We start from the raw sequence: 24,486 nt of genomic DNA on the forward strand, positions 1-24,486 counted from the left end.
TATGGCCTACCTGCTTGTAAATAATCAGATTTTAAAAGAAGCAGAAACCAACCTTACACCTTTTCTGTTAAATACGCCCGATGTGTACAAACACCGCATTTGGTTTGGTTTTGGCGGAATTCCAATGCTTGACGAAAATCTGGATATCCTGAAAATAGAATTAAAATCGCTCGGACACGACCTACCAGTCCTTTTTCAAAACCGCCGCGAATTATTCAGGCTGCTAAAACGTATGCTCAATAAAAACCGATTTTTCAGGACAGGACTGATTACTTTTCAGTTTTTTATAACTGAAGAAAAAATTGATTACCTGGTTACCTGTAAGGCTTTTAATGATTTCGATTTCCAGATAAATGCGCAAGGATTGCTCATCGGTATTTCAAGCTCTAAACTGTTAAGTCATTCGCAAAACAGCAATTCACGATTTGGAAAGGCAACATTATGGAAACAAGTTTGTGCAGAAATGAAGGAGAGAACAAGTCCGGCAACAATAATTCTAAATGAAAAGGATATAGTTTGCGAAGGCATTGCTGCAAACCTTTTTATGATAAAGGAGAATGTCCTTTTTACACCATCGGTTAAAACGGGTTGTTACTGCGATGTAATTCGCCCGGAAATTATGCAACTGGCAAACGAACTAAATATTAAAGTGGTAGAAGCCGATGATTTGGAACCCAAACACCTGCTGCAGATGGATGAAATATTCTTTGCTTCAGAAACGAAAGGAATACAATGGGTTTTGGGATTTGAAAACCGCAGATACGTGCATCAACACACCGACAGGATTTATGCTGCTCTAAATAAATTTTTAGAAATTAAAACGGAAAAGCAGAAATAAAAAAGCCTAATTAAGTGCCGGGTTCTCAGGGAAATTCTCCCAAACGGCATAACGATTACCTGCTTTTTTTACAAAATCGAACCACGAAGATTCACTCAAATCTTTCATCACTTCGTTTTGCTCGACATCGGTTACCAGCCACGAATCTTCTTTTAATTCATCTTCTAGCTGTCCACCATCCCAGCCTGAGTAGCCAAGGAAAAACCGTATATCAGAAGAATTTATCTTTCCGCTGCGAATGTCCCTTTTTAATACCTCAAAATCGCCGCCCCAATATAGGTCACCCATTACATGAATACTACCCGGAAGTTTATCGCCTAGTTTGTGAATAAAGTAAACCGTATCGATAGAAACCGGACCGCCTAAGTAAACATCGGCGTTAAAATCAGGAAAATCAGGGAAAGCATCCTGAACAGGGAAATCAACCTTTTTATTCAGAATAAACCCAACAGCTCCTTTCTGGCTATATGCAACTAAAAATACCACAGAACGGTTGAAATAATTACCGGCCAAAAATGGTTCAGCAATCAAAATCCGCCCCTTTTGTGGTGCAATGTTGTTCGATTTAATTCTGAATATGTCAAGATTGTCATTCATTCTAAAAGCAATATAAGAAATTTATATTGGCTATCAAATAGCTGTTTATCTTACACTACTTTGTAACGAATTTATTAACAGAATGTTCTGAATAGAGGGAATTATTGTTTACCAAAAGTGCGCTATTCTTCTTCAACAATAATAAAAACATCTTCGTCGGGTTTTGACATCTGGTATTGTTCGCGGGCAAATTTTTCCAGTTCTTCTTTTCCTTTATTCAGGTCCTGAAGTTTTTGTCTGTCTGAGGCAATACGTTCCTGGTAATATTCTTTTTGTTGCTTCAATTCGTTTAGCTGGCGCTTGCTTTTCACATGAGAAACAATGCTGTTCTCATCAAAAAATATTATCCAGACTGCAAAAAAAACAAAGGCGATAACAAACTTATTACCGATGCCTTTAAAAATTCCGGATTTAAATATTTCCTTGTTCATGTTCCTCTATATGTTGATACAAAAGTAGAATCTTTCGCGACCAAAAAAAAGAGGAATCGAACAATTCCGATTCCCCTTTTTCAACAGTTTAACCTTAATAACCTGAGTTTCAAACATCAGGTATTAATATCTATTCATTATCCGGCTGAAAATTCGGATAAGTGTAATCTACCGGTGGTACAAAGTTTTCTTTGATTGTGCGGATTGCAGTCCAGCGAAGCATGTTAAAGATAGAACCTGCTTTATCGTCGGTGCCCGAACCACGAGCGCCACCAAATGGCTGCTGGCCTACAACAGCTCCTGTTGGCTTGTCGTTAATATAGAAGTTACCGGCGCAGTTTTCCAGGCGTTTGGCAATCTTCTCGATATTGTAGCGGCTTTGCGACCATACAGCTCCTGTAAGTGCATAAATCGAAGTTGTATCAACCAAATCAAGCGTTGCATCCATGTCTTCGTCTTCGTAAACGTAAACAGTAAGAACCGGACCAAACAACTCTTCTTTCATGGTAATGTAATCTGGCTTTTTAGCCAGAATAACAGTTGGCTCAACAAAATAACCAACTGATTTATCGCAGTTTCCGCCAAAGATAACTTCTGCATCTTCGTCTTCTTTTGCACGATCGATAAAACCTTTCAGTTTATCAAACGACGATTCATCGATAACGGCATTTACAAAGTTGGTGAAATCTTCTACCGGTCCCATTTTTACGGTAGCCAGTTCAGCACCTAAAATCTCTTTTACCTCAGGCCAGATACTTGCAGGAACATAACACCTTGAAGCCGCAGAACATTTCTGTCCCTGATATTCGAAAGCACCACGTAACATAGCAATCGCCAGTTCGCGTTTTTTAGCTGTTGGATCAGCAAAAATAAAGTCTTTACCGCCAGTCTCACCAACGATACGTGGGTATGATTTGTATTTGTAGATGTTCTCTCCAATAGCTTTCCAGATGCTTTGAAATACAGCTGTTGAACCGGTGAAGTGAATTCCTGCAAAATCAGGATGAGTTAGCACAGTATCGGCAGCAACAGGACCCGATGCATAAACCAGGTTGATAACGCCATCAGGCAGACCGGCTTCTTTAAAGATCTCCATAATTACACCTGCTGAATAAACAGCAGTTTTTGATGGTTTCCAAACAGCAACGTTACCCATCATGGCAGGTGCTGCAGGAAGGTTTCCGGCAATTGATGTAAAGTTGAACGGTGTTAATGCATAAATAAAACCTTCCAACGGACGGTATTCATTATAGTTCCAGATACCTTTTGCCGACTCAGGCTGGATTTTGTAAATCTCAGTCATCACCTGAACGCCAAAACGTAAAAAGTCGGCAAACTCACAAGCCGCATCAATTTCTGCCTGGAAAGCATTTTTTGATTGCCCCAACATCGATGCTGCATTGATTTTTGCACGATACGGACCTGCCAAAAGATCGGCTGCTTTCAGGAAAATTGAAGCGCGGTGTTGCCACGACAAGTTTGCCCATTCTTCTCTGGCTGCCAAAGCAGCATCAATAGCCATTTCAACGTGGCTGGCATCGCCCTGGTTATAATATCCTAAAGTATGCGCAATTTCGTGAGGTGGAAACATCCTTACTTTTCTGTCGGTAAAAACTTCTTTTCCACCAATAATCATTGGCTGATCGAGTTCTTCCGAGCGCAATTCCTGCAATTTAGCCTGCAGCTCTGCTCTTTCCGGAGATCCCGGAGCATAACTTAAAACCGGTTCGTTTTTAGCAACCGGAACGTTGTAAATTCCTTTTGGCATAATTCTATAATATTTGTCGTTTGTAATTCTTCTGATCTGTTTATGCAAAACTAAAAAATCGCATTCTCTCAAAGCATAACAAAAATCATAATCGGAAAATACCGAATAAATCAACCTTCTTATAGCCAAACATTTAGAAGGAACAACATCGAAAACAAAACAAAAATCAGGTTTTCAGATTCCCATTTTGACAATATTTCCCCGAAAAATCGTTTGTTTTGGCGGGACGTACCTGTTTTTTAATATTTTTACATTATTGTTAAAAAGAATATATAAAATATTAGCAGAAAGATTTTGGGCTGCTAAAACTGATCATGAAAAAAGGCAGCTTTTTCAGCTTCTATTGTTTTGGGGAGTTGTAGGCGTGTTGTCACTATTCCTATCCGTTAGAGAATTGACACTTTCTACCCCAAAAAGCGATCTTGTGGGTTATCTGCTGCTACTTTCGGTTTCAATTTTAGCTATAGTTTGCACTTTTAATGCAAAAAAGAATTGCGCCACCAATGTTATTTTTTCGTTACCCGTATTTATTTACGCTTATTACATCTCCGATTTAACAGAACATGTACCATTAATTGAAACCGTGCACCTATCGGTATGGTGGCTAATGGCCGGTCTGGTTTTTCTGTACTACTTCTCGATGATGGAAGTTCGGGTTATCGTTTACTTTTTTGTATCGCTGGCACTCATTTGTTTCCAGCTGTTAAAAGCCGGACATTTAACTGATGCCTTTAGTTATTTCGATCCTTTTGCCAGCAACCCGATTTTAATATTCACGGCCTTTTTCCTGGTAACCTTTTACCTCCGCAAAAAGCTGATCACAAACATCGAAGTTCTTACGGAGGAAATCGACTCGAAAAACGAAGCAATTAACCGGGTTTTACAAAACGCATCGTTTCTTATTTCGCGACTGCGTGCTGTACGTGACGAAGACGGAAACATTACCAACCTGGTGGTTGAGAAAATAAACAATGCTTTTGAAGCCGCTTTTAAACGCAATTTATACGAAGTACAGGAACAGGAAGCTGAATACGTATTCGACCTTATTTTCAAAGGCCGGTTTGACGTGAACAAAACCGTCCTTTTTAATAAAAAGAATTTTACGGAGTTTTATGCCGAAAATCTCGACAAATGGTACAACATTCGGGTATTAAATCCCTCATATAATTCATATTACCTGGTTTTTGATGACATCACTAAAACCAAAAAGCAGATTGCTGACCTTGAAGCCAACAAACGGCGCTACAAAGTACTGCTTGAAGCAATTCCTGATATTTTCTTTGTAATAGATAAGGAAGGTATTTACGAGGACTTTGTAATTAAAGAAAGCGACCTGTTTAAAATAGATGACTCGAATATTATTGGCAGCTCTATTTTTAATGCCGGTTTCCCCGATAAAATGGCGCATAAAATTTATTCATGTATTCAGCACTGTATTAATAACGACACCATTGAAAGTATTGAATACTCGTTAAATACCCCTAACGGAACATTTATGTTCGAAATGCGCCTGGCCAAATTAAATGCCAATTCTGTAATTTCGGTGGCGCGTGATATTACCAAACGAAAAACTGCGGAATTCGGTTTGGAAAAAGCCCTAGTAAAAGCGGAAGAATCCGATCGGTTAAAATCGGCATTCCTCGCCAATCTGTCGCACGAGATTCGCACACCAATGAACATTATCTCCAACTTTACGCGGATGTTGGCCGACGATTCGCTCGATGGATTGGAACGACTGGAACTCACCGAAGCCATCACTCAAAACGGTCAGCAGTTACTAAATATGATCGACAATACGGTGCACCTTGCAAAAATTGAAACCGAGAACATTCCTGTACACGCCACTTTCAGCAAAATAAATCCACTTCTTCGCGATATTTACAATGCGTATTTTGCCGATCTTCCCGACAGCAAGGATATTCGTATCAGCTTAAAAACTGATGTCGCAACTCCTGAATTTGGTTTTTCAACCGATCCTCAGTTGCTTAAAGAAGTGATGACGATTTTGGTTGACAACGCTGTAAAATACACCTTAAGCGGCCAGGTTACCTTTGGTTTCGAAATGGTACGCAATGATTTTGTGAGATTCTATGTAGCCGATACAGGAATCGGTATTCCCGAGGAAGATTACGAACACATCTTCAGCCGTTTTTACCGTGTGCAGAACAAAATAAACCAGACAACTTCAGGATCGGGAATTGGATTGCCAATTGCCCAACATTACGTTACGCTGTTGGGCGGAGAACTTGAATTTGAATCAAAAGTGAATAAGGGCAGTAACTTCTGGTTTACACTTCCTTTTAACGAAGGCCGCGGCTATATGAGAATCGTGAGTTAAAGTCCATTTGGTAGTCGTAGTAAACAGTTCTCAGTTGCAGTTTTCAATTTGCAGTGTCAAACATTTCAAACTATTTCAAACAACAAAACAATATAAACCAGTTAGTACCTGTTTATAACCGAGTTTAATTGTCGGTATCCGACTAACCTGTCGTAACGACTGGCTAAATCGCGGTAATATACCAGAATCTGATAATCGTTATTGGTTTCCCAAAAGCTCCCTTCAATATTGGTATGATCGGCCACTTTTGCCCCCTGCGGCACATAAACGTAGATATAATTATAATATCCCTGTTTGAGTAACAACGTTAGTTCATATTCTCCGCGTTCGAAATTATAGGTCATTTCGTTGCTTTTGTTGGCATTCCAGTTACTTAGAGCGCCAAAAACGTTTACCGATCCGCCAAGCAACGGCGCTTCCAATGGTAATGTAAAATGTACAAAGGTATAATCACATTCCGAATCATAATCGCGCACCTCCTGATCCTGGCTTTCAATGGCGTACATCCCATTCATTTCTTCGTACGAAAAAAACGGTTTATTGGCACGCACTTCATCAATTTTAACCGTTTTATGAAAATAAGGCCGGTGAAAATCAGTAGCAATTACATTCTCGCCATTCATCCGGTTGGTTCGGTTGTCGAAATACCGAAACTCGTTTCCTGCCGGAAATACATTTTCGCGGGTATAATCGTAATCCAAAACCCCGTCGCGAATGTATAACGGCTTCAAATCACGAATGGCATTATCCCAGCGGTTATTCTGCATAATTACCACCTTCACCTCTTCCCTCGGATTTAAGATAGCCAAATTGGGGTGATATATTTTGAAATCTACTTCGTGGTTGCTACCTTCAAAAGCATCGGCAGTGGCGCGTCTAACTGTTCCTTCAATACGAACAGCATTTTCGTATATATTAAAACGTTTCGTTAAAACCACCTTTTCCTTATCCTGATCTTCGTAAACCACTAAAACATAATTTCCCGAGAGTTTAAAACGCATCTGATCGTTAGGTAATTCAATACGGTAATTTACGTAGCTAAAAGTGGTGTTAAACGACAATGCATAATCATCAACCGGATTTTCAATAAAACCATCGATGTATTCGTCCTGCGAAATAAAACTCTCGTTCCAGTCGGCATCGCAATGTACCACGGTGTAATAGTAATCTTTAACCCCTTCCGAAAGATCATCGAATTTAAAAACCAGTGTCATGTTTTCGTTCAAACCCATTATCGGGTTCGAGAGTTCGAAACCGTTCCGATAGGCCTGCACTGTTTTTATATTCTCGCGGTTAATGGCATTTTCGTAGTAAAAATTCTCGTCCTGCCCCATTACCCCGGCACTAAAAATCAGAAAAAATATGGTGGTAAAAAAAACGGTTCTCATTTGCAAATTGATTTGTTATTGTTGGTATCGTATTTCCTGTTACTTTTTTCCGCAATCACCCATTCTATTTAACAGCTACAATGTTCGGTTATAGCATTGCACAAAGTAGTGTTTACCTACATAAAACGTAAAATTCTGTAATTCGTATTTCATATCAAAACCGAAAACACAAATTTCGTTTAAATGTGCTTGCTTTTTATAGTTAAATCGTGAAAATAGATAACAAAATGTTAATTTAATCTGAAGATAAATAACGCTGAAAATGATTTTTTATTTCACTCAATACCTGCCACTTACAAATACTATTACGATATCCACATATCTTCATATTTGAAACCGTTGAACTTTTGCTATAAAGCGTTGCGAAAAGCCAATTAAATTAATACTTTTGCCCACTTAAAAATAATACATTCTTAATTAGATATGTCAGAAGTAGTTAAGTTAAGGAAAGGGCTTAATATAAAGCTAAAAGGAAGTGCAGAAAAGGCACTTGACAAATTGCCGGTTCCGGCAACAGTAGCTCTGAAACCCACCGATTTTCCGGGACTTACTCCAAAACTTAGTGTAAAAGTTGATGCCGAGGTTAAAGCCGGCGATGCTTTGTTCTACGACAAATATCATCCTGAAATCTTATTTACAGCTCCTCTTGGAGGAAAAGTAGTATCGATTAACCGTGGTGAGCGTCGAAAAATTTTGGAGGTAGTTATTGCAACCGACGAGAAAATTGGTTCAGCCGAATTTAAAAAAGCTGATCCAACAACCTTATCGGCGGAAGAGGTGAAGGAACAAATTTTGAAAAGTGGTATATGGCCGTTTATCAAAAAACGTCCGTACGGTATTATCGCCAATCCGGAGGAGAAACCAAAAGCCATTTACATTTCAACATTCGACACGGCTCCATTGGCACCCGATTACAATTTTGTTCTTGATGGCCAACTGGATACCTTCCAAACCGGTGTTAACGCATTGGCTCAGCTTACCGAAGGAAAAGTAAACCTTGGAGTTTCAAAGGATTCGGCTTTTACATCGCTAAAAAATGTTGTAGTTAATACGTTTGAGGGACCACACCCTGCGGGTAACGTTGGTATTCAAATTGCCAATACATCTCCGATAAACAAAGGCGAAGTGGTTTGGACCATCAGTGTACAGGATGTATTGTTCATTGGTCGCCTGTTTGAAACAGGTAATGTTGATTTTACAAAAACTGTTGCTTTAACCGGATCAGAAGTTCAGACGCCAAAATATTACCAAACAACTGTAGGTGCACCAATTGCAACCTTAGTTGAAGGCAAATTGGTTGATGCCGACCACAATCAGCGTATTATCAGCGGTAACGTACTTACCGGAACCAAAGTTTCTGCAAAAAGTTACCTTGGTTTTTACGACTCGCAAATCAGTGTAATTCCTGAAGGAGATGAGTATGAATTTTTAGGCTGGGCCGATCCCGGTTTTAACAAGTTCAGCGCAACCAAAGCTTATTTCGGAAAATTGTTCCCGAAAAAAGAGTACACAATGAATGCAAATATTCATGGTGGCGAACGCGCATTTGTTTTGTCGAACCAATACGAAAAACTGGTTCCTATGGATATTCTTCCGGTATACCTGCTTAAAGCTATCCTGGTAAACGATATCGACAAAATGGAAAACTTTGGTATTTATGAAGTGATAGAAGAAGACTTCGCCTTGTGTGAATATGCCTGTACTTCAAAAATCGAGGTTCAGAAAATTTTGCGCGAAGGTATTAATACCATGATCAAAGAGCTTGGTTAATCATTACAAGTAACTAATTAGTCTTTTAGAGATGAAATTTATAAAAAACTTTTTTGAAAGGACAGAACCGCTGGTTCAGAAGGGAGGCAAATACCATTGGCTCCAATCGGTACACGACGGATTCTTCACATTTTTATACACGCCAAAAACCACGTCGAAAACGGGTACGCACATTCACGATTACATCGATTTGAAACGTACCATGTCGATTGTTGTTTTATCGGTGGTTCCGGCTTTGTTGTTCGGAATGTACAACGTAGGAGTGCAACACTTTAAAGCCATTGGCGAATTGGCCTCAACAGGATTTTTCGAAATCTTCCTGTTTGGTTTAATTAAAGTACTTCCAATCGTTATCGTATCGTATGCAGTAGGTTTAGGTATCGAATTCGTTTTCGCTCAATTGCGCGGACACGAAATTCAGGAAGGATTCCTGGTATCGGGTATGCTTATTCCACTTATTATGCCGGTAGGTACTCCACTTTGGATGATTGCAGTAGCAACAGCTTTTGCAGTGGTTCTTGGTAAAGAGGTATTTGGCGGAACCGGAATGAACATCTGGAACCCGGCGCTTGTAGCACGTGCTTTCCTATTCTTCGCCTATCCGGCACAAATGTCGGGCGAGTCGGTTTGGATCGCATTAAAAGATACCGATAAAGTAATCGATGGCTTCTCTGGAGCAACTCCAATGGCAAATGCAGCTGCAGGTCACTTAAACTACAGTGTAGCCGATGCATTCTTTGGTTTTATCCCTGGTTCTATAGGTGAAACATCAACACTTGCAATTCTTATCGGAGCTGTATTGTTGATCATTACCGGAATCGGAAGCTGGAAAATCATGGTTTCAACCATTGCAGGTGGTGCAGTTATGGGTCTTATCCTTAACGCATTCTCGGGCAGTGCAGGTTTATCGCCTGAAGTTGCAACTTACTTTTCTATGCCTTTCTGGCATCACTTAATTTTAGGTGGTTTTATGTTTGGTGCAATTTTTATGGCAACCGACCCTGTTTCAGCGTCGCAAACCGAAAAAGGAAAGTGGATCTACGGATTCCTTATCGGTATTTTGGCCATCATTTTCCGTGTTGTTAACCCGGCCTTCCCTGAAGGTATGATGTTGGCAATATTGCTGATGAACACATTTGCTCCGCTCATCGACCACTACGTTGTGGCTGGTCATGTTAAAAGAAGAACAAAACGAGCTAAAGTTTCTGCATAATTAAAAACGAAGAAAAGATGGACAGAAATAGTAATACTTACACATTTTTATATGCAGCCATTATGGTAATTGTTGTGGCTGCCGTTCTTGCTTCGGTTTCATTGGCATTAAAGCCTGCGCAGAAAAAGAACGTTGAGATAGAGAAAAAACAAAATATTCTTGCATCGGTAAATATTGAAAGTACAGCAGAAACTGCAGAAGCGATTTATGCTGATAAAGTTGTTGATGAATACCTTGTGAATACTAAAGGTGAAAAAGTTGACGGAAACGCTTTCACTACCGACCTGAAAAAGGAACGTGCCAAAAGTTTCGAAGAAATGGTACTTCCGGTATTTGTGTGTAAAACCGATGAAGGAACGAAATACGTACTTCCTGTATACGGAGCCGGTCTTTGGGGACCAATCTGGGGATATGTATCGGTTAGCGACGATATGAACACTATTTTCGGAGCTAACTTCGATCACGAAGGAGAAACTCCGGGACTGGGTGCTGAAATTTCGACCACCGGTTTTGAAGTACAATTTAAAGGCAAACAAATTTTTGATGAAGCAGGAAAAATGGTATCTGTTACGGTTGCAAAAGCCGGACAGGTTGCTCCTGAAGCACATAAAGTTGATGCCATTTCGGGTGGTACAATTACCAGTAAAGGCCTTGAGAAAATGTTGTTAGACGATTTCGCAGGCTATGAAGCATTCTTAAACAAGAACAAAAATTAAGAAAGATGAGCGAACCATTATTTTCAAAGAAAAATTTAAAATTACTGTCGGATCCGTTAAACGACAGTAACCCGATTACCGTACAGGTATTAGGAATTTGCTCGGCACTTGCGGTTACTGCTCAGCTTAAACCGGCAATTGTAATGACGATCTCTGTTATGGCTGTTCTTGCCCTGGCAAACGTTATTGTTTCGATGTTACGAAATACAATTCCAAACCGTATCCGAATTATTGTACAACTTGTAGTTATTGCTGCACTGGTTATTTTGGTTGACCAGGTACTTCGTGCTTATGTGTACGATGTAAGCAAGCAACTTTCGGTGTTTGTTGGATTGATTATTACCAACTGTATTCTGATGGGCCGCCTTGAGGCATTTGCTCTGGGTAACCGCCCATGGCAATCATTCCTTGATGGAATTGGAAACGCAGCCGGTTACGGTTTTATTCTTATCGTAGTTGGTTTCTTCCGCGAAATATTAGGATCAGGCTCGCTGCTGGGTTATAAAATAATCCCGGATAGCTGGTACATTGTGAATGGCGGTTTTTACGAAAACAACGGATTGATGGTACTTTCTCCAATGGCACTTATTGTTGTTGGTGTAATTATCTGGGTACAGCGTAGCCGTAATACCAAACTAATCGAAGATTAATTGTAACGCAAAAACAAAATTCAAATGGAAAATCTGATTAATATATTTGTTAAGTCAATTTTTATTGAGAACATGGTATTTGCGTACTTCTTCGGAATGTGCTCTTATTTGGCTGTTTCGAAAAAAGTAAGTACTGCTGCCGGTCTAGGAATTGCTGTAGTTTTTGTGTTAGGCATTACTGTTCCGGTTAACTACCTGTTAGAGAAATTTGTATTAAACGAAGGTGCCTTAAGTTGGTTAGGCGAAGGTTTTGCCAATGTAGACCTTAGTTTCTTACGTTTTATCATGTTTATTGCAATCATTGCATCAATGGTTCAGTTGGTTGAAATGATTGTGGAAAAATTTGCTCCTGTGTTGTACAACCAGCTGGGTATTTTCCTTCCGCTTATTGCAGTAAACTGTGCTATTCTTGGAGGATCGTTATTCCTTCAGCAAAAAGCCTTTATTAACGTTGGCGAAGCTACCGTTTACGGTTTAGGTTCGGGCGTTGGCTGGTTGCTGGCAATCGTAGGTATTGCTGCTATCAGAGAAAAGATCGAATATTCACAAATTCCCGCCCCGTTACGCGGACTTGGTATTACATTTATTGTAACCGGACTTATGGGACTGGCATTTATGGGATTTGGCGGAATTAAATTGTAGAAATTAAAAAACAATTAGCAAGATGATATTATTGTCAGCACAAACAACCGTAATTATAACCAGTGTAGCTGTTTTCCTGGGCGTAATTATTCTGTTGGTGGCCATACTTTTGTTCGCCAAAAAGAAACTTACACCATCGGGAACTGTTAAGATTGATATTAACGATGGTTACCTGGAAATGGAAACTGAACCCGGAAGTACACTTTTGAGTGCTTTGGGAAATAATAAAGTGCTGCTTCCTTCGGCATGTGGAGGAGGTGGTACCTGTGGAATGTGCCGTTGCCAGGTTACTGAAGGTGGTGGTTCAATCCTGCCAACAGAAACCGGTTTCTTCACACGTAAGGAACAAAATGACCATTGGAGACTTGGTTGCCAGGTAAAAGTTAAGGAAGACATGAAAATCCATATGCATCAGGAAATTCTTGGTGTGAAAAAATGGGAATGCGAAGTGGTATCGAACCACAACGTGGCTACTTTCATCAAAGAATTTGTGGTTAGATTACCTGAAGGCGAAAACCTTGATTTCAAATCGGGTGGATATATCCAGATCGATGTACCTAAAGTTGACGTAAACTTTAAGGACATGGATATTGAAGAAGAATACCGCGAAGAGTGGGAAAAATTCGGCATGTTCGACCTGGTTATGAAAAACCCGGAACCAACATTCCGTGCATACTCAATGGCTAACCACCCTGCCGAAGGTAACATTGTAATGTTGAACATTCGTATTGCAACTCCACCATTCGATCGTGTAAGCAATGGCTTTAAGAAAGTAAATCCGGGTATCTGTTCATCATACATTTTTAACCTGAAACCAGGTGATAAAGTAACTGTATCCGGTCCTTACGGAGAATTCTTCCTGAAAGACAACGACAGCGAAATGATGTTCGTTGGAGGTGGTGCAGGTATGGCGCCAATGCGCTCGCACTTATTCCACCTGTTCCACACCATTAAAGAATCGGAAAAGAAAGTTACTTTCTGGTACGGAGCTCGTTCGTGGAAAGAAGTTTTCTACTACGATCAGTTCAGAGATATCGAGAAAAACTTCCCTAACTTTGAATTCCATTTGGCGCTCGACCGTCAAGATCCGGAAGCCGATAAACTGGGAATTGAATATAAAATTGGATTCGTACACCAGGTAATTCACGACAACTACCTGAGTCAGCATGAAGAACCGGAAGAAATCGATTTCTACATGTGTGGACCACCAATGATGAACGACGCCGTTCAGAAAATGCTTTACGATTTAGGCGTTCCGGACGAAAACGTACTGTTCGACGACTTTGGATCGTAAGAAAAGTTTATAGGACCGAGTTGCGAGATACGAGTATCAAGAATCTAGAATCCAGTATCAAGCATCCACTATCCAGCATCGAGAATCCAGTAACGATATTTCAAAGCCACTTCTCTTTTGGGAAGTGGCTTTTTTAATGCCCTGTCCCTACTTCGGTTTCACGCAGATTTTCGCAGAAATACTTTCACTTTCTTCTGCCCCTTCTTACAAACGGGGGTAGTTTGTGGGAAGTTGGGGTGTTTCTCAAATTCAAGCATTTCTTAATCCGAAGCGGTTATTTCTCAAGTTAAACCTGCCATTTCTTCAGTCGAAGCACATATTTCTCGACTTAAAGCTGTCATTTCTTCGGTTGAAGCACTCATTTCTTGAGTTGAAGTGGTCATTTCATTAAATGAAGTACACGTTTCTCAACTTAAAGTGGTTATTTCCTGACTTGAAATAGTTATTTCCCGGCTTCAAGCACTTATTTCCTAAGGTGAAGCAGCCGTTGTTTGAAATCTTCTATAGGTTAATTGATTTTGACACCACTCCCCTGTTCTGGTAACGGGTAGAATATTCGGCGGTTATTGTAATGGTTCCGCTTGTTTGCGATACGACAGTTTCACCAACATCGTTTCTTGTCTGCAGGGCTTTCATCTTTTTAGGCATATATTTACCTTCAAGCAGATCGCCAATGTAATAATCAACATTATCATAATCGTCGCTTAATTGGGCCTGAATTAAGACGCCTGTGGCAACGCGGTGTTTTGTAAGTATTAATTTGGGCTCTTCGATCTCCTTCCCCGATTCGGTGTATTCTTTTAAACCAACAGCGCGTAATCCGTTTTTATACTCGTATTCGGCCTGCAATGTTCCGTTGCGGTGATAACGCTTACAAGTGCCATGTAGCTCATCTTCTTCGTAAGGTTGCTCTTTCCAAATCTGTGGTTCGCTGTCCAACGATGCCTGGTAATAGGTGTAAGCTACGCCTTGCTTTTTTCCGGCAATGTAAGGTATGGTCGAATATAAACTTCCGTGGAGGTAGTAGCGCTTCTGGATGCCGTGTTTTATCGCTGTTCCTTTTACAACCGATATTTCGTACTCAATCTGTTCGGAGTTACGATATGGCCGTTTAACGATTTCCAAACCGCTGCTCTCTTCATTGGTAGTTTCCGCAGTGTCTTTTTTAGATTCCGAATTACAAGCACCCAGAAGTAACAGTGCTGCAAACAAACAGTAAATCCATCCTTTCATAACAGCGATTTTGAGTTTTATCAGTTATTAAAGATAATCTTTCATTCCTTTATTAGAACATAATGCGGTAATATTATCAAACATCTTAGTGCATAGTCGTTTGGTTTATCTTAGGTTGCCCTTTTTATACGCTGATTTCGCAATTATCGTTTTTAAAATTCGGAAAACCCTACCCCCTAAAATACGTACATAAAAACGAAAAATACGTTCAGAAAACCATTGTTCTTTTATTGCATGATTTCCTGTCGTTAAAATTTAAAAAATATCGTCATGGAAAAACATTACTACCTTGTAGCCACTCCCGAATCGTTGATCGTTTCACATTTACGTCCTCACGAATTTGGTAATTATATGGCTGTTGGCACGAAGAAAAACCTGCGCTCGCAATCGGTGTTTTTTGAGATAGATCCGGACAAAACAGAATTACCGGAGGATTATGTGAATAAGAAGCTCATCCCTTACGAAAACGGGGAACCCAAACGATCGGTATATCTTTCTATTTATCGTGTTTTTGAGACGATCCCGCTGGAAGCACTTTTGAAACTTTACCTGGTTACCGATGATGGCAAAGTACTCGAAATTTCCGACCGCGAATACCAACCATCGGAGAAAAAGGACATCCACCTGTACCAGCAATACAATCCATTTTCTACAATGGTGGCCAGTAAACTCAGTCCGCCTGAATTCATTAAGTTTTTAACCGACACCACAAAACCGGTTTCTGTCCCAAAATTATTTTTTGTAGAGCTTCAGTTAAACGACCTGGCAAATGATCCTTTACTTCCGATAAAGAATTTGCCTTATCGAAATCCGGCACACCTGAGGGAATGTTTGATCAAACTTCACCAATCAGACGAAAGGCTAACCAAAACAGTTTTGCGGGTACGACAAAGCGAACTTCCCTACCGAACCATTGAAGATGGATTTTTTATTGGCGAAAAGGAGCATTACAAGTTTTATCCGTTTCCTTCTCAACACGAGCTTGAAAGCACTTATTTCTCGTGGTGGAGATCAGCATTGGAACAACATTTTTAGTCTTTGAACTTTCTGTTTTAGAAAATTAGGGTACCACAGGACTGATTATTGGTATATTTTGGGGAGAAATAGTGAAGAATACTACTAAAAAGTTAATACCAGAGATTTATGTTATTTATTTTCAAAAAATTATCGTAGCTTGCGCCCATAATTTTTTTAAGAATAAAATGAATAAAGGAACAGTAAAATTCTTTAACGATACCAAAGGATTTGGTTTTATTAAAGATGCAGAATCAACAAAAGAGTATTTCGTTCATGTAAGTGGATGTAAAGATGAAATTCAAGAAAATGACGAAGTAACTTTTGACCTTGAAGAAGGTAAAAAAGGTCTGAACGCAGTAAATGTAAAACTAGTATAGTTATTATATTGCTTTGATGAAAAGTTCGGTTTTTAACCGGACTTTTTTTATGCCCAAAAATCGCGAACAAACCCACACATTAAGTGCAGACGGAAATTCACCCTCTTTTCTAAACACGAAAATCAAAGGCGCAGCCTAATTCCGATTCTGGCCAATAGAGCAGCAAATCCGATCATTGCCAGTGCCCATAAAATCGATCCGAGAATTACAACTCCGGCATATTCCGACTGCTTGTAAACAAGAATCGGCACCCCGCTTAACCACATCGAATAATACAAAATATCGGGGGCTAGATATGTTGTTAATGAATTTTGTCCGGCAGGCTTAAATAAAACGGTCCATTTTGTGAGCTTAAATAAATCGATAACGATATAAAGAACAACAAATACCAGCACGCTTATTCCATTACAAAGCATTGCCCAACTTGGCGTCCCTTGTATTTTTGAAATGATAAACCATTGACGCAAAACAAACCCGATGATGAGTAAAACAACACCAATGATTAAACTTGTTCTGATTAACTTTTTATAATCGGTAAAACCAATTCGACGGATTAATACACTAAAGAACAATCCGGCCAAAACTATCGACGGGGTGTTTCCACTAAGCAGCACTCCAAAAACCGGTTTTATGGGATTTAAGAAGTTCAGCAGATTCATTTGCGATAAAATATTCAACACAAAAAATAAGGCCCAAAAAACGGCAATTTGTAACAAATTGTCTTTTACTAACAGATAAACCAACGAAGCGGCCAAATATCCCCAGCCGATTAATCCTAGTATCCCCCACCAGCTGGTATGAAGCCAGGTTACTGCTTCCGCGCTGCCCGATTTAAACATTGCTGCCAGAATAACCAGGCCGGCGATTCCAATTCCTTTTAGCAGGTATACCAACCATGACTGTAAATTCTTGTAATTGTTCCACACCAAAAATATAGATACATAAACCAGAATTGCCCAAAGATTTTTAGGTAAGCCCGTTAATTCCGGATCTAAACGGGAAACGTTAACCATTAACACACCAATAACTAGCAGGCTGAGTGTTCGAACCAATATGTGATAAAATATTGTCAGGTTGGTGTGCCCCTTTTTAATTCTGCTTTGTACGGCAAAAGGCACTGCCATACCCACCATAAAAAGAAAGCCGGGAAAAACCCAGTCGGCAAGCCCCATTCCGTCGAAATCGGCTGTTGTATGCCCCAGCCATGCGGGAACTCCGGGCATGTACAAATCGTTAACAAAAAGCATGAGAAAAAGCGTTAAACCACGCATTATATCTATAGACAGGATTCGTTGATTCATAAAATTCAATTTAGTTGTTTTGCAAGAATAACAAAATAAGCAAATTCCTCACGTGTCAAAACTCATATTATTCGAATAAACGGTTTACGAACCCGACAATCTAATTCCCGATTATTTTCCTATTTTCGTATAAAACATTGTAATACCTTATATGGCGATACTAATCTTTTTCTTTATCGTTTCAATACTTTTCTCGTTTCTGTGTTCCGTTTGGGAAGCTGTTTTGCTAAGTATAACACCATCGTATGTTAGCCGCATGCAAATGGAAAAACCACGGTTGGGTAAACGTTTAAGTTATTTAAAAGACGACATCGACCGCCCGTTATCGGCCATTTTAACGCTAAACACCATCGCACACACCGTTGGTGCTATCGGAGTGGGTGTACAAGCCGGAAAACTTTTCGGAACAGCAAAAATCAACCTCTATGTTTTTGAGGTTACCTACGAGTCGCTCATTGCAGGATTGATGACACTCGCTATACTTATTCTTTCTGAAATTATACCCAAAACCATTGGTGCTACTTACTGGAAAAATCTAACACCCTTTACTGTACGGTCGCTAAAAGGATTGATGATCGTACTGGCTCCTTTTGTTTGGTTAAGTAAGTGGGTAACACATCTGATAAAAAGAGATGGTGAAAAAAGCGTATTGAACCGGGCCGATGTTGCGGCAATGGCTGATGCCGGGTTAAGAAGTGGTGCCATCGACAAAGAGGAAAAATCGATTATCCAGAACCTGTTACGTTTAGAGAACATGCGGGTAAAAGATATTATGACGCCTCGCAGTGTGGTGTTCACCCTGAATGAAAATCAAACGCTGGGAGAAATTTTTTCGGCCTACAATCCATTCCAGTTCTCGCGTATACCTGTATACGGCGAAAACACTGACCAAATCACCGGGTTTATTTTGAAAGATACTATTCTGGAAAATATTGCCAATGACAAACACAGCCGGCAGGCAATAGAAATTCGCAGAAAGATATTTTTCGTTGAAGACAGCCTTTCGGTAGCCGGTTTGCTCGATAAACTTATTCTGGAAAAACAACACATGACAATGGTAGCCGACGAGTTTGGAACTATTGTAGGCCTGGTAACCATGGAAGATGTTATCGAAACGCTCTTTGGTATGGAAATCATTGACGAATCAGACAAAGTAGCCGACCTGCAAAAACTGGCTCGCGAGCGCTGGAAAAGGGCAAATGATCCGAAATAAAAATTTCCGTCACTTAGAAACTCATTTCAGCCCTGAAACGTATTCCGCTGTTGTCGGTAAAACTTCTGTTCATATAAGTACCACCCAACTGATGGATATACTCCACACGCAGTACTTTAAAAATATTTGTTATTCCGAGTCCTATCTCAGCATATGGAGCCGTTAAATCCTGCGAGAATGCTTCAGGAAGATCGAATATTGGTTTGTACGAGCTGGTACGGTCGCCATAGTGCGCTTTTAACGATACCATTTCACGCAGTTTCAAACGTTTAATTAACGGTAATTTGTTAAAGATTATTCCGCCGCCAACCCAGTCGAGGTGAACGTTGGTATATACATTGTGCGCAAACGATGCCTGATACAGCAGGTTAAAACGGTATTTTGCAAAACCAAGTGATTGCGATCCAACAGGCATATCCAATAAATCGTAAGGAGCATCGCCAAATAAATAACCACCGTTAACCATGTAGCGCATAAATGTAGGTCCCCAGTTTACTTTTCCAACTACGGAACCATGAAAATGCGAATACATTCCAAAATCAGGTGTGTTATCTCCCGGTACATAGGCCTGACCAATGTCCCAGCTTAAGTTAATAACCGGAGTTTGGTCGATATAATACACGCGCATAAAGTAATACTGGTCGTAGTACTGACCAAACGCCAAACGTGCATTGAACAGTGCTCCATAAGCCGAATAATGCTTGTAATCTACCCCGTTATTTACGTAATGAATTGAAGGAGTACTATAATTGGATGAAAAATAAGCGCCTCCCTCAAGAATAACATTATCGGTATTATATTCTAAACTCAGACTTGTTTTCTTCTCCTGTTGTAAATAGGGATTCTCCTCGCGCGAAGTAATGGCAGCAATAAAGTTACCGTTACCACGGGTATTCGGGTTTTTCTTAATAAACCTCAGGTATTTATCCTGCGAAACCAGGTTGTAGTCATCAGAATAGTTACCACGTAAAATAAACTTATCGTCCTGGGTTAATTGCCAGCCAAAGTTCATTCCATATTTCAATTCCTTGTTTCGGGTACCATATCCTAAAAAGCCACCAACAGTAAAGCGCTCCCACATTTTTTCGCCGGTGCGGAAAGGCATTGAAAAGCGCTGCCCCTCAATGGCGTTGGTGCTGTAGATATCGAATACAGGCCCCAGCTCAATTTTCCCCAGATCGATATAGCTGGTAAGCACCATTCCGCCCACAGCATCAATACCTTTTACCACCTGGTTTTCCTTTAATTTGTCAACACGCTCGTATGTTCCGTCCGACATCAGGCTGGTTGCAAACTCGGGTTGCGAACGCCAGTTGTACCCACGTATTTCATTCAGATGAGCAGAAGTGGAATACTGTGTAATTTTATTCACCATCCAGTTTCCGTTCGAAATCTGATCAATTCGTTGCGAACCATACCTCGACACCGTATCCTTATTCAGCGTTAACGACAAATTCAGACTAATCTGCTGGTTATCGTAAAACCATGTTCCGTTTTCGTCTTTCGTGTATTGTACGTTTGACCGGTAGCCGTTTACAAAGTTAATATTGGCCTCTTCCTGCACGTAAGCGTAGATGCTGGTAAGTGCAAAGTTTTTGCCCTCAACAGTAAAGCGTCCGGTAAATAACGGATTGTACTTATTTTTCGGTGTAAACGAGAAGTTATAATGCCAAACGCTATCAATAAGCGTACTGTCGTTTAAGTAAAGATCGTAGTGCAAACGTGCTGAGTTACTTAACGGAGAAACAATACCACGTCCCAGAATATTGATCTGGTCTTTGTAAAAATCAAGGTCGATCACCACATTTAGCAGAATCAAACTTTCAATGGTTTGATTGAGTTTTGGGAAAATTCCATCCTTTTTTGCGTAAACAACACTGTCTTTTCTGTTGCTCGTTAATGTTGCCAGCTCGGCCATGTATATGGGCGAAAACCGAATATCCTGATCATCCAGCTTCATGGTCACCTCGTTCATGTTCGGAATAATACGGTTCACTTTCGATGTGCTATCGATGGCCATATAAACCGAAGTTCGCTCAAAAGCCTTGTAATCGTTATAGTTTTCAACTTTATCGCGGTTCTCCTTTTTATGCTCCATAATTTTACGATACAGAACTTTGGCACGCGATTCTTCGGGCCTTACCTTAATCTCGCTAATTTGCTGAACATCGGGGGCTAAATAAATTTTAAGCGGCATTTCCAGTTGAGCCGTTACTTTTAGCTCCTGTTTTTGATAACCTACCGATGAGAAACTGATGTCGTCGCCGGTTTTTGCCGACAAAAGAAAATGTCCGTCCATATCGGTAATGGTTCCGCGTGTAGTTCCTTTCACCCAGACGTTTACAAAGGGAATTGGCTCATTGGTACCCTTATCGTATACATTTCCCGATATTTCGGTGGCTTCATCCGAGGCGTGAGAAATAAATACGAATAGTAAAAAGAGTATTGTTAATCTGATCTTGTTTTCCATAATAAATAAGCAATTGTCTCATTTATCATACGTTTGTTCTACCGAACAACTAATATAATGAGAATCAACTGACTATGTTTTCTTTTCCCTAATAAATGTGTTCACTTATCCGGGATAATTGTTTTCGTGGCGATTTTACATATTTAAATACTAAGCGAAAGTAATTAAGATCACTATTCTAAAATTTAATATCGCTAAATATCGTACAATATTTTAACTTTTATTAAGAACCGTTCTACAACCCTTTTGTTGACGAATGAGGGGGAAATAAAAAAACCTCCCCGATCAACTCAGGGAGGCTTTTAAAATATCGATTGATAAAGCAGCTGATTAGGCCTGCTCTAATTTTAATGTTTCTGTTGTTTGGTCGCAAACTTCAGTTGGGCCGAAATACTGAATAGGACCAGGATAAACGAATTCGGTTCCTGTTGCCCACTCACCACGTTTTGAAACGAAATATTTGTATGGAGCGCCTTCCAATTCAACCAGTGCTTTTTGAATTACCGGTTTCATATGTCCGTGACGTTTTTCCATATTCATCATCATAGTTACAGGTACACCACCTGCAATCCACTCATCAGCAGGAGCAGTTGTGTTACGTACCGATGCCATGTAACCGGTTTTTCCTTCTGAAATAAGAACAGAAGCAGTGTAACCCAATGAGTAGCAGTAGTCAGCATCGAAGTTTGATGGAGCTGCACAACGTCCTTCATAACCAAAGAAGTGGTATTGTGTTCCGAATTTTCCAACAAAATCACCGGCTTCTTTCATTTCATCCAAACGTGTTTTTACCATTTCACCCAGCAGCTTCTCAGTTTCGATTAACGATACCTGAACGTTTCCGTGTGGATCGCGATCTAAAGTTAACTGAGTAGCAATGCCTGATGGCAATGAGCTGAATACACTTGAAGAAGTTTCTGAAAGATGACCGGCCACCCATTCGTTACGGTGACTTTTCTTCAGCATTTTAAATTCTTTCTCGCTTTCAGTTCCTTCAGCAAGCAGGTCGTTCAATTCCGAGATCAGAACTTTCATTTCAGGAATGAATTCGATCAAACCTTCAGGAATAAGGGCAACACCAAAGTTGTTTCCGTCGGCTGCGCGATTGGCAACAATACCGGCCATATAATCTACAACCTCGCCTAAAGTTTGTTTTTTCTCAGCAACTTCTTCCGAAATTAAAGTAATGTTTGGCTGAGTTTTTAAAGCACACTCTAAACCGATGTGCGACGCCGAACGTCCCATCAATTTAATAAAGTGCCAATATTTTTTTGCTGAGTTGGCATCGCGCTGGATGTTACCAATCAACTCTGAATATACTTTTGTTGCAGTGTCGAAACCAAACGAAGTCTCAATCATTTCGTTTTTAAGGTCACCATCAATTGTTTTCGGACAACCGATTACCTGAACACCAGAATCGATTTTAGCGTAGTACTCGGCCAATACACAAGCGTTTGTGTTTGAGTCGTCGCCACCAATAATTACAAGCGCATTCAAACCAAGATCTTTTGCAATTTCAAGACCTTTATCGAATTGTGCTTCTTCTTCCAGTTTTGTACGGCCCGAACCGATAATATCGAAACCACCTGTGTTACGGTACGCGTCGATAATATCAGCAGTAAGTTCCATGTATTTGTGGTCAACCAATCCGCCGGGTCCACCTAAGAAACCATACAATTTGCTATCAGGATGGATGTTTTTAATTCCATCGAAAATACCTGAGATTACATTGTGTCCGCCCGGAGCCTGACCTCCTGAAAGGATTACACCAACGTTAACCGGCTGTCTTTCGGCTGCGGCATCGGCTGCTTCGAAAGTAACCAACGGCATTCCGTAAGTATTCGGAAATAATTCAGCAATTTCTTTTTGGTCGGCAACCGATTCGGTTTTTGCACCCTCAACCAATTTTACATTGCCTTTTAACGATTTAGGAAGTTTTGGCTGATATTTAGCCCTTTCTTTTTGTAATGCGCTAATACTCATGTCTGTTTATTTTTTAGCCGGAAATTGAAAACAATCTTCCGGAACAAAACTTTAACCGGCTTACCGGCTCAAGTAATTATTAATTATTGATTTCTAATTTTTTAAGCAGATCAAAAATAACGGAATTTGTGGTGAAATCCTATGTTGAAAAAACAGGACGAACTGATTTAAAGTAAAGTTAAAAGGGAATCGGCTATTTACCGTCAACAATTGGGTTTGAGGCGATAAAATGTAGTTTGAAACGCCATATTGAAAACATTCGTCAGGGGCTTCAAAGAAAAAAGGATGTCATCTTTTCAGAAAGATGACATCCTTTTATTCAACTGGTGCAAATCGATAAATTCGTGGATTATCAAACAAGCAACTTCTGATAGGCTACAACATCGAGTATGCGCCCGAACTTCTCTCCTACCTGTTTAAAATGCCCGCATTTTTCGTAACCCATTCGCTCGAACAGTTTTACGCTGGCTTCGTTTTCGGCGGTAATAATTCCCATTAGAACAACTATCCCAACTTCCAGTGCTTTTTGTTCCATTTGCAACAGCACTTCGCGGCCAATCCCTTTTCCAAAATATTCCGGCTTAAGATAAATGGTTACTTCGGCAGTGCGGTCGTAGGCAGCGCGGGGTTTATAGCGCCCCAGGTAACAATACCCGGCCACTTCGTTATCAAAGTAAATCAGGAACGACCTGAAACGGCTATCACCAATGGGTAAAATGCTCTTTAAGTCGGCCTCGCTTACCGAGCCGGTATGAAAAGTAGCTGTTGAATTAGCGATGTAATAATTATAAATGTCTTTAATCAGACCTAAGTCTTTCTCCTCCAGTATTTCGAGGCGAAGTGATTTATTCATCCTATCAACTTATTTTACGGCTATCGTTTCAATTTCGACCATTACCCCCAGCGGCAGTTCTTTTACGGCAAAGGCTGCTCTTGCCGGTGGTGTCTCGCTGTAATATTTTCCGTAAACTTCGTTCATGGCTTTAAAATTGGCCATGTCGCTTAACAGGCATGTCGATTTTACTACGTCGGAAAACGAATAACCGGCCTCGGTTAATATCTCACCAATGTTTTTCATTACCTGCTCGGTTTGCTCAGTAATTCCGCCTTCAACAACTTTCATGGTTGCCGGGTCGAGTGGTACCTGTCCTGAAATATAAAGTGTTCCGTTAACTTCAACCGCCTGGCTGTATGGCCCAATTGCCGCTGGTGCTTTTTCTGTAGCTATAATACGTTTCATCTGTTTA

At 40.2% G+C, this 24,486-nt stretch carries 21 protein-coding genes; 11 read left to right on the forward strand and 10 right to left on the reverse strand.

Annotated elements, in window-relative coordinates; all coding sequences use genetic code 11:
* The first annotated feature begins 1 nt into the window (after position 1).
* Entirely contained in the window at positions 2–838 is an 837-nt protein-coding gene (locus tag G4420_RS10985) for an aminotransferase class IV (RefSeq protein WP_163323691.1), read from the forward strand.
* Between the two features lie 6 nt (positions 839–844).
* On the opposite strand, the gene G4420_RS10990 is transcribed toward G4420_RS10985, so the two are convergent.
* The 3 genes from G4420_RS10990 to pruA all read right to left on the reverse strand — a co-directional run bounded on the left by G4420_RS10990 (position 845) and on the right by pruA (position 3,634).
* A complete protein-coding gene (locus G4420_RS10990) occupies positions 845–1,435 on the reverse strand; it encodes a YqgE/AlgH family protein (protein ID WP_163323692.1) in 591 nt (196 codons plus the stop codon).
* Positions 1,436–1,557: 122 nt separating this feature from the next.
* The gene (locus tag G4420_RS10995; RefSeq protein WP_045030034.1) at positions 1,558–1,866 is read right to left on the reverse strand and encodes an FtsB family cell division protein; all 309 of its coding nucleotides are present in this window, start codon (positions 1,864–1,866) and stop codon (positions 1,558–1,560) included.
* Between the two features lie 130 nt (positions 1,867–1,996).
* Positions 1,997–3,634 carry an L-glutamate gamma-semialdehyde dehydrogenase gene (pruA, locus tag G4420_RS11000; protein ID WP_163323693.1) on the reverse strand — a complete coding sequence of 546 codons (1,638 nt, stop codon included), beginning with the start codon at positions 3,632–3,634 and terminating at the stop codon, positions 1,997–1,999.
* Positions 3,635–4,058: 424 nt separating this feature from the next.
* Here pruA and G4420_RS11005 point away from each other — a divergent pair, with 424 nt between their 5' ends.
* A complete protein-coding gene (locus G4420_RS11005) occupies positions 4,059–5,972 on the forward strand; it encodes a sensor histidine kinase (protein ID WP_163323694.1) in 1,914 nt (637 codons plus the stop codon).
* A gap of 101 nt (positions 5,973–6,073) precedes the next feature.
* Here the strand turns inward: G4420_RS11005 and G4420_RS11010 are convergent, their stop codons facing one another.
* Positions 6,074–7,360, reverse strand: coding sequence for a type IX secretion system plug protein (locus tag G4420_RS11010; protein ID WP_163323695.1), 1,287 nt, complete (start codon positions 7,358–7,360; stop codon positions 6,074–6,076).
* A 423-nt stretch (positions 7,361–7,783) separates the two neighbouring features.
* On the opposite strand from G4420_RS11010, the gene G4420_RS11015 reads away from it, so the two are divergent.
* The 6 genes from G4420_RS11015 to nqrF are packed head-to-tail and all read left to right on the forward strand — an operon-like array spanning position 7,784 to position 13,645.
* Complete coding sequence (locus tag G4420_RS11015; protein ID WP_163323696.1) at positions 7,784–9,130, forward strand: Na(+)-translocating NADH-quinone reductase subunit A; 1,347 nt, start codon at positions 7,784–7,786, stop codon at positions 9,128–9,130.
* Positions 9,131–9,161: 31 nt separating this feature from the next.
* Positions 9,162–10,343 (forward strand): NADH:ubiquinone reductase (Na(+)-transporting) subunit B, encoded by a 1,182-nt coding sequence (locus G4420_RS11020; RefSeq protein ID WP_163323697.1) that lies wholly within the window; start codon positions 9,162–9,164, stop codon positions 10,341–10,343.
* Between the two features lie 17 nt (positions 10,344–10,360).
* The gene (gene nqrC / locus G4420_RS11025) at positions 10,361–11,059 is read left to right on the forward strand and encodes an NADH:ubiquinone reductase (Na(+)-transporting) subunit C (RefSeq protein ID WP_163323698.1); all 699 of its coding nucleotides are present in this window, start codon (positions 10,361–10,363) and stop codon (positions 11,057–11,059) included.
* A 5-nt stretch (positions 11,060–11,064) separates the two neighbouring features.
* Entirely contained in the window at positions 11,065–11,709 is a 645-nt protein-coding gene (locus G4420_RS11030) for an NADH:ubiquinone reductase (Na(+)-transporting) subunit D (RefSeq protein ID WP_163323699.1), read from the forward strand.
* 24 nt (positions 11,710–11,733) lie between these two features.
* Positions 11,734–12,351 (forward strand): NADH:ubiquinone reductase (Na(+)-transporting) subunit E, encoded by a 618-nt coding sequence (gene nqrE / locus G4420_RS11035; protein WP_163323700.1) that lies wholly within the window; start codon positions 11,734–11,736, stop codon positions 12,349–12,351.
* A gap of 22 nt (positions 12,352–12,373) precedes the next feature.
* Positions 12,374–13,645: an NADH:ubiquinone reductase (Na(+)-transporting) subunit F gene (gene nqrF, locus G4420_RS11040; RefSeq protein ID WP_163323701.1), complete on the forward strand. Its 1,272-nt coding sequence runs from the start codon at positions 12,374–12,376 to the stop codon at positions 13,643–13,645.
* A 501-nt stretch (positions 13,646–14,146) separates the two neighbouring features.
* Here nqrF and G4420_RS11045 read toward each other — a convergent pair.
* On the reverse strand, positions 14,147–14,878 hold the full coding sequence (locus G4420_RS11045) for a toxin-antitoxin system YwqK family antitoxin (RefSeq protein ID WP_163323702.1): 732 nt from the start codon (positions 14,876–14,878) through the stop codon (positions 14,147–14,149).
* Positions 14,879–15,148: 270 nt separating this feature from the next.
* On the opposite strand from G4420_RS11045, the gene G4420_RS11050 reads away from it, so the two are divergent.
* Together G4420_RS11050 and G4420_RS11055 are read left to right on the forward strand one after the other, a co-directional pair.
* Positions 15,149–15,913 (forward strand): hypothetical protein, encoded by a 765-nt coding sequence (locus G4420_RS11050; protein WP_163323703.1) that lies wholly within the window; start codon positions 15,149–15,151, stop codon positions 15,911–15,913.
* A 71-nt stretch (positions 15,914–15,984) separates the two neighbouring features.
* Complete coding sequence (locus G4420_RS11055; RefSeq protein ID WP_246241598.1) at positions 15,985–16,272, forward strand: cold-shock protein; 288 nt, start codon at positions 15,985–15,987, stop codon at positions 16,270–16,272.
* Between the two features lie 122 nt (positions 16,273–16,394).
* On the opposite strand, the gene G4420_RS11060 is transcribed toward G4420_RS11055, so the two are convergent.
* Positions 16,395–17,573, reverse strand: coding sequence for a DUF5009 domain-containing protein (locus G4420_RS11060; RefSeq protein WP_163323704.1), 1,179 nt, complete (start codon positions 17,571–17,573; stop codon positions 16,395–16,397).
* 151 nt (positions 17,574–17,724) lie between these two features.
* On the opposite strand from G4420_RS11060, the gene G4420_RS11065 reads away from it, so the two are divergent.
* Positions 17,725–18,786: a hemolysin family protein gene (locus tag G4420_RS11065; RefSeq protein ID WP_163323705.1), complete on the forward strand. Its 1,062-nt coding sequence runs from the start codon at positions 17,725–17,727 to the stop codon at positions 18,784–18,786.
* Positions 18,787–18,799: 13 nt separating this feature from the next.
* Here G4420_RS11065 and G4420_RS11070 read toward each other — a convergent pair whose 3' ends face one another.
* The 4 genes from G4420_RS11070 to G4420_RS11085 all read right to left on the reverse strand — a co-directional run bounded on the left by G4420_RS11070 (position 18,800) and on the right by G4420_RS11085 (position 24,479).
* Entirely contained in the window at positions 18,800–21,256 is a 2,457-nt protein-coding gene (locus G4420_RS11070; RefSeq protein WP_163323706.1) for a DUF5686 and carboxypeptidase-like regulatory domain-containing protein, read from the reverse strand.
* A gap of 330 nt (positions 21,257–21,586) precedes the next feature.
* Complete coding sequence (locus G4420_RS11075; RefSeq protein WP_163323707.1) at positions 21,587–23,239, reverse strand: diphosphate--fructose-6-phosphate 1-phosphotransferase; 1,653 nt, start codon at positions 23,237–23,239, stop codon at positions 21,587–21,589.
* Between the two features lie 352 nt (positions 23,240–23,591).
* Entirely contained in the window at positions 23,592–24,092 is a 501-nt protein-coding gene (locus tag G4420_RS11080) for a GNAT family N-acetyltransferase (protein ID WP_163323708.1), read from the reverse strand.
* 9 nt (positions 24,093–24,101) lie between these two features.
* Positions 24,102–24,479, reverse strand: a complete 378-nt coding sequence (locus G4420_RS11085) for a RidA family protein (RefSeq protein ID WP_045030074.1) — start codon at positions 24,477–24,479, stop codon at positions 24,102–24,104.
* Positions 24,480–24,486 lie beyond the last annotated feature (7 nt).

The organism is Draconibacterium mangrovi, from assembly GCF_010586825.1.
GTDB lineage: Bacteria > Bacteroidota > Bacteroidia > Bacteroidales > Prolixibacteraceae > Draconibacterium > Draconibacterium mangrovi.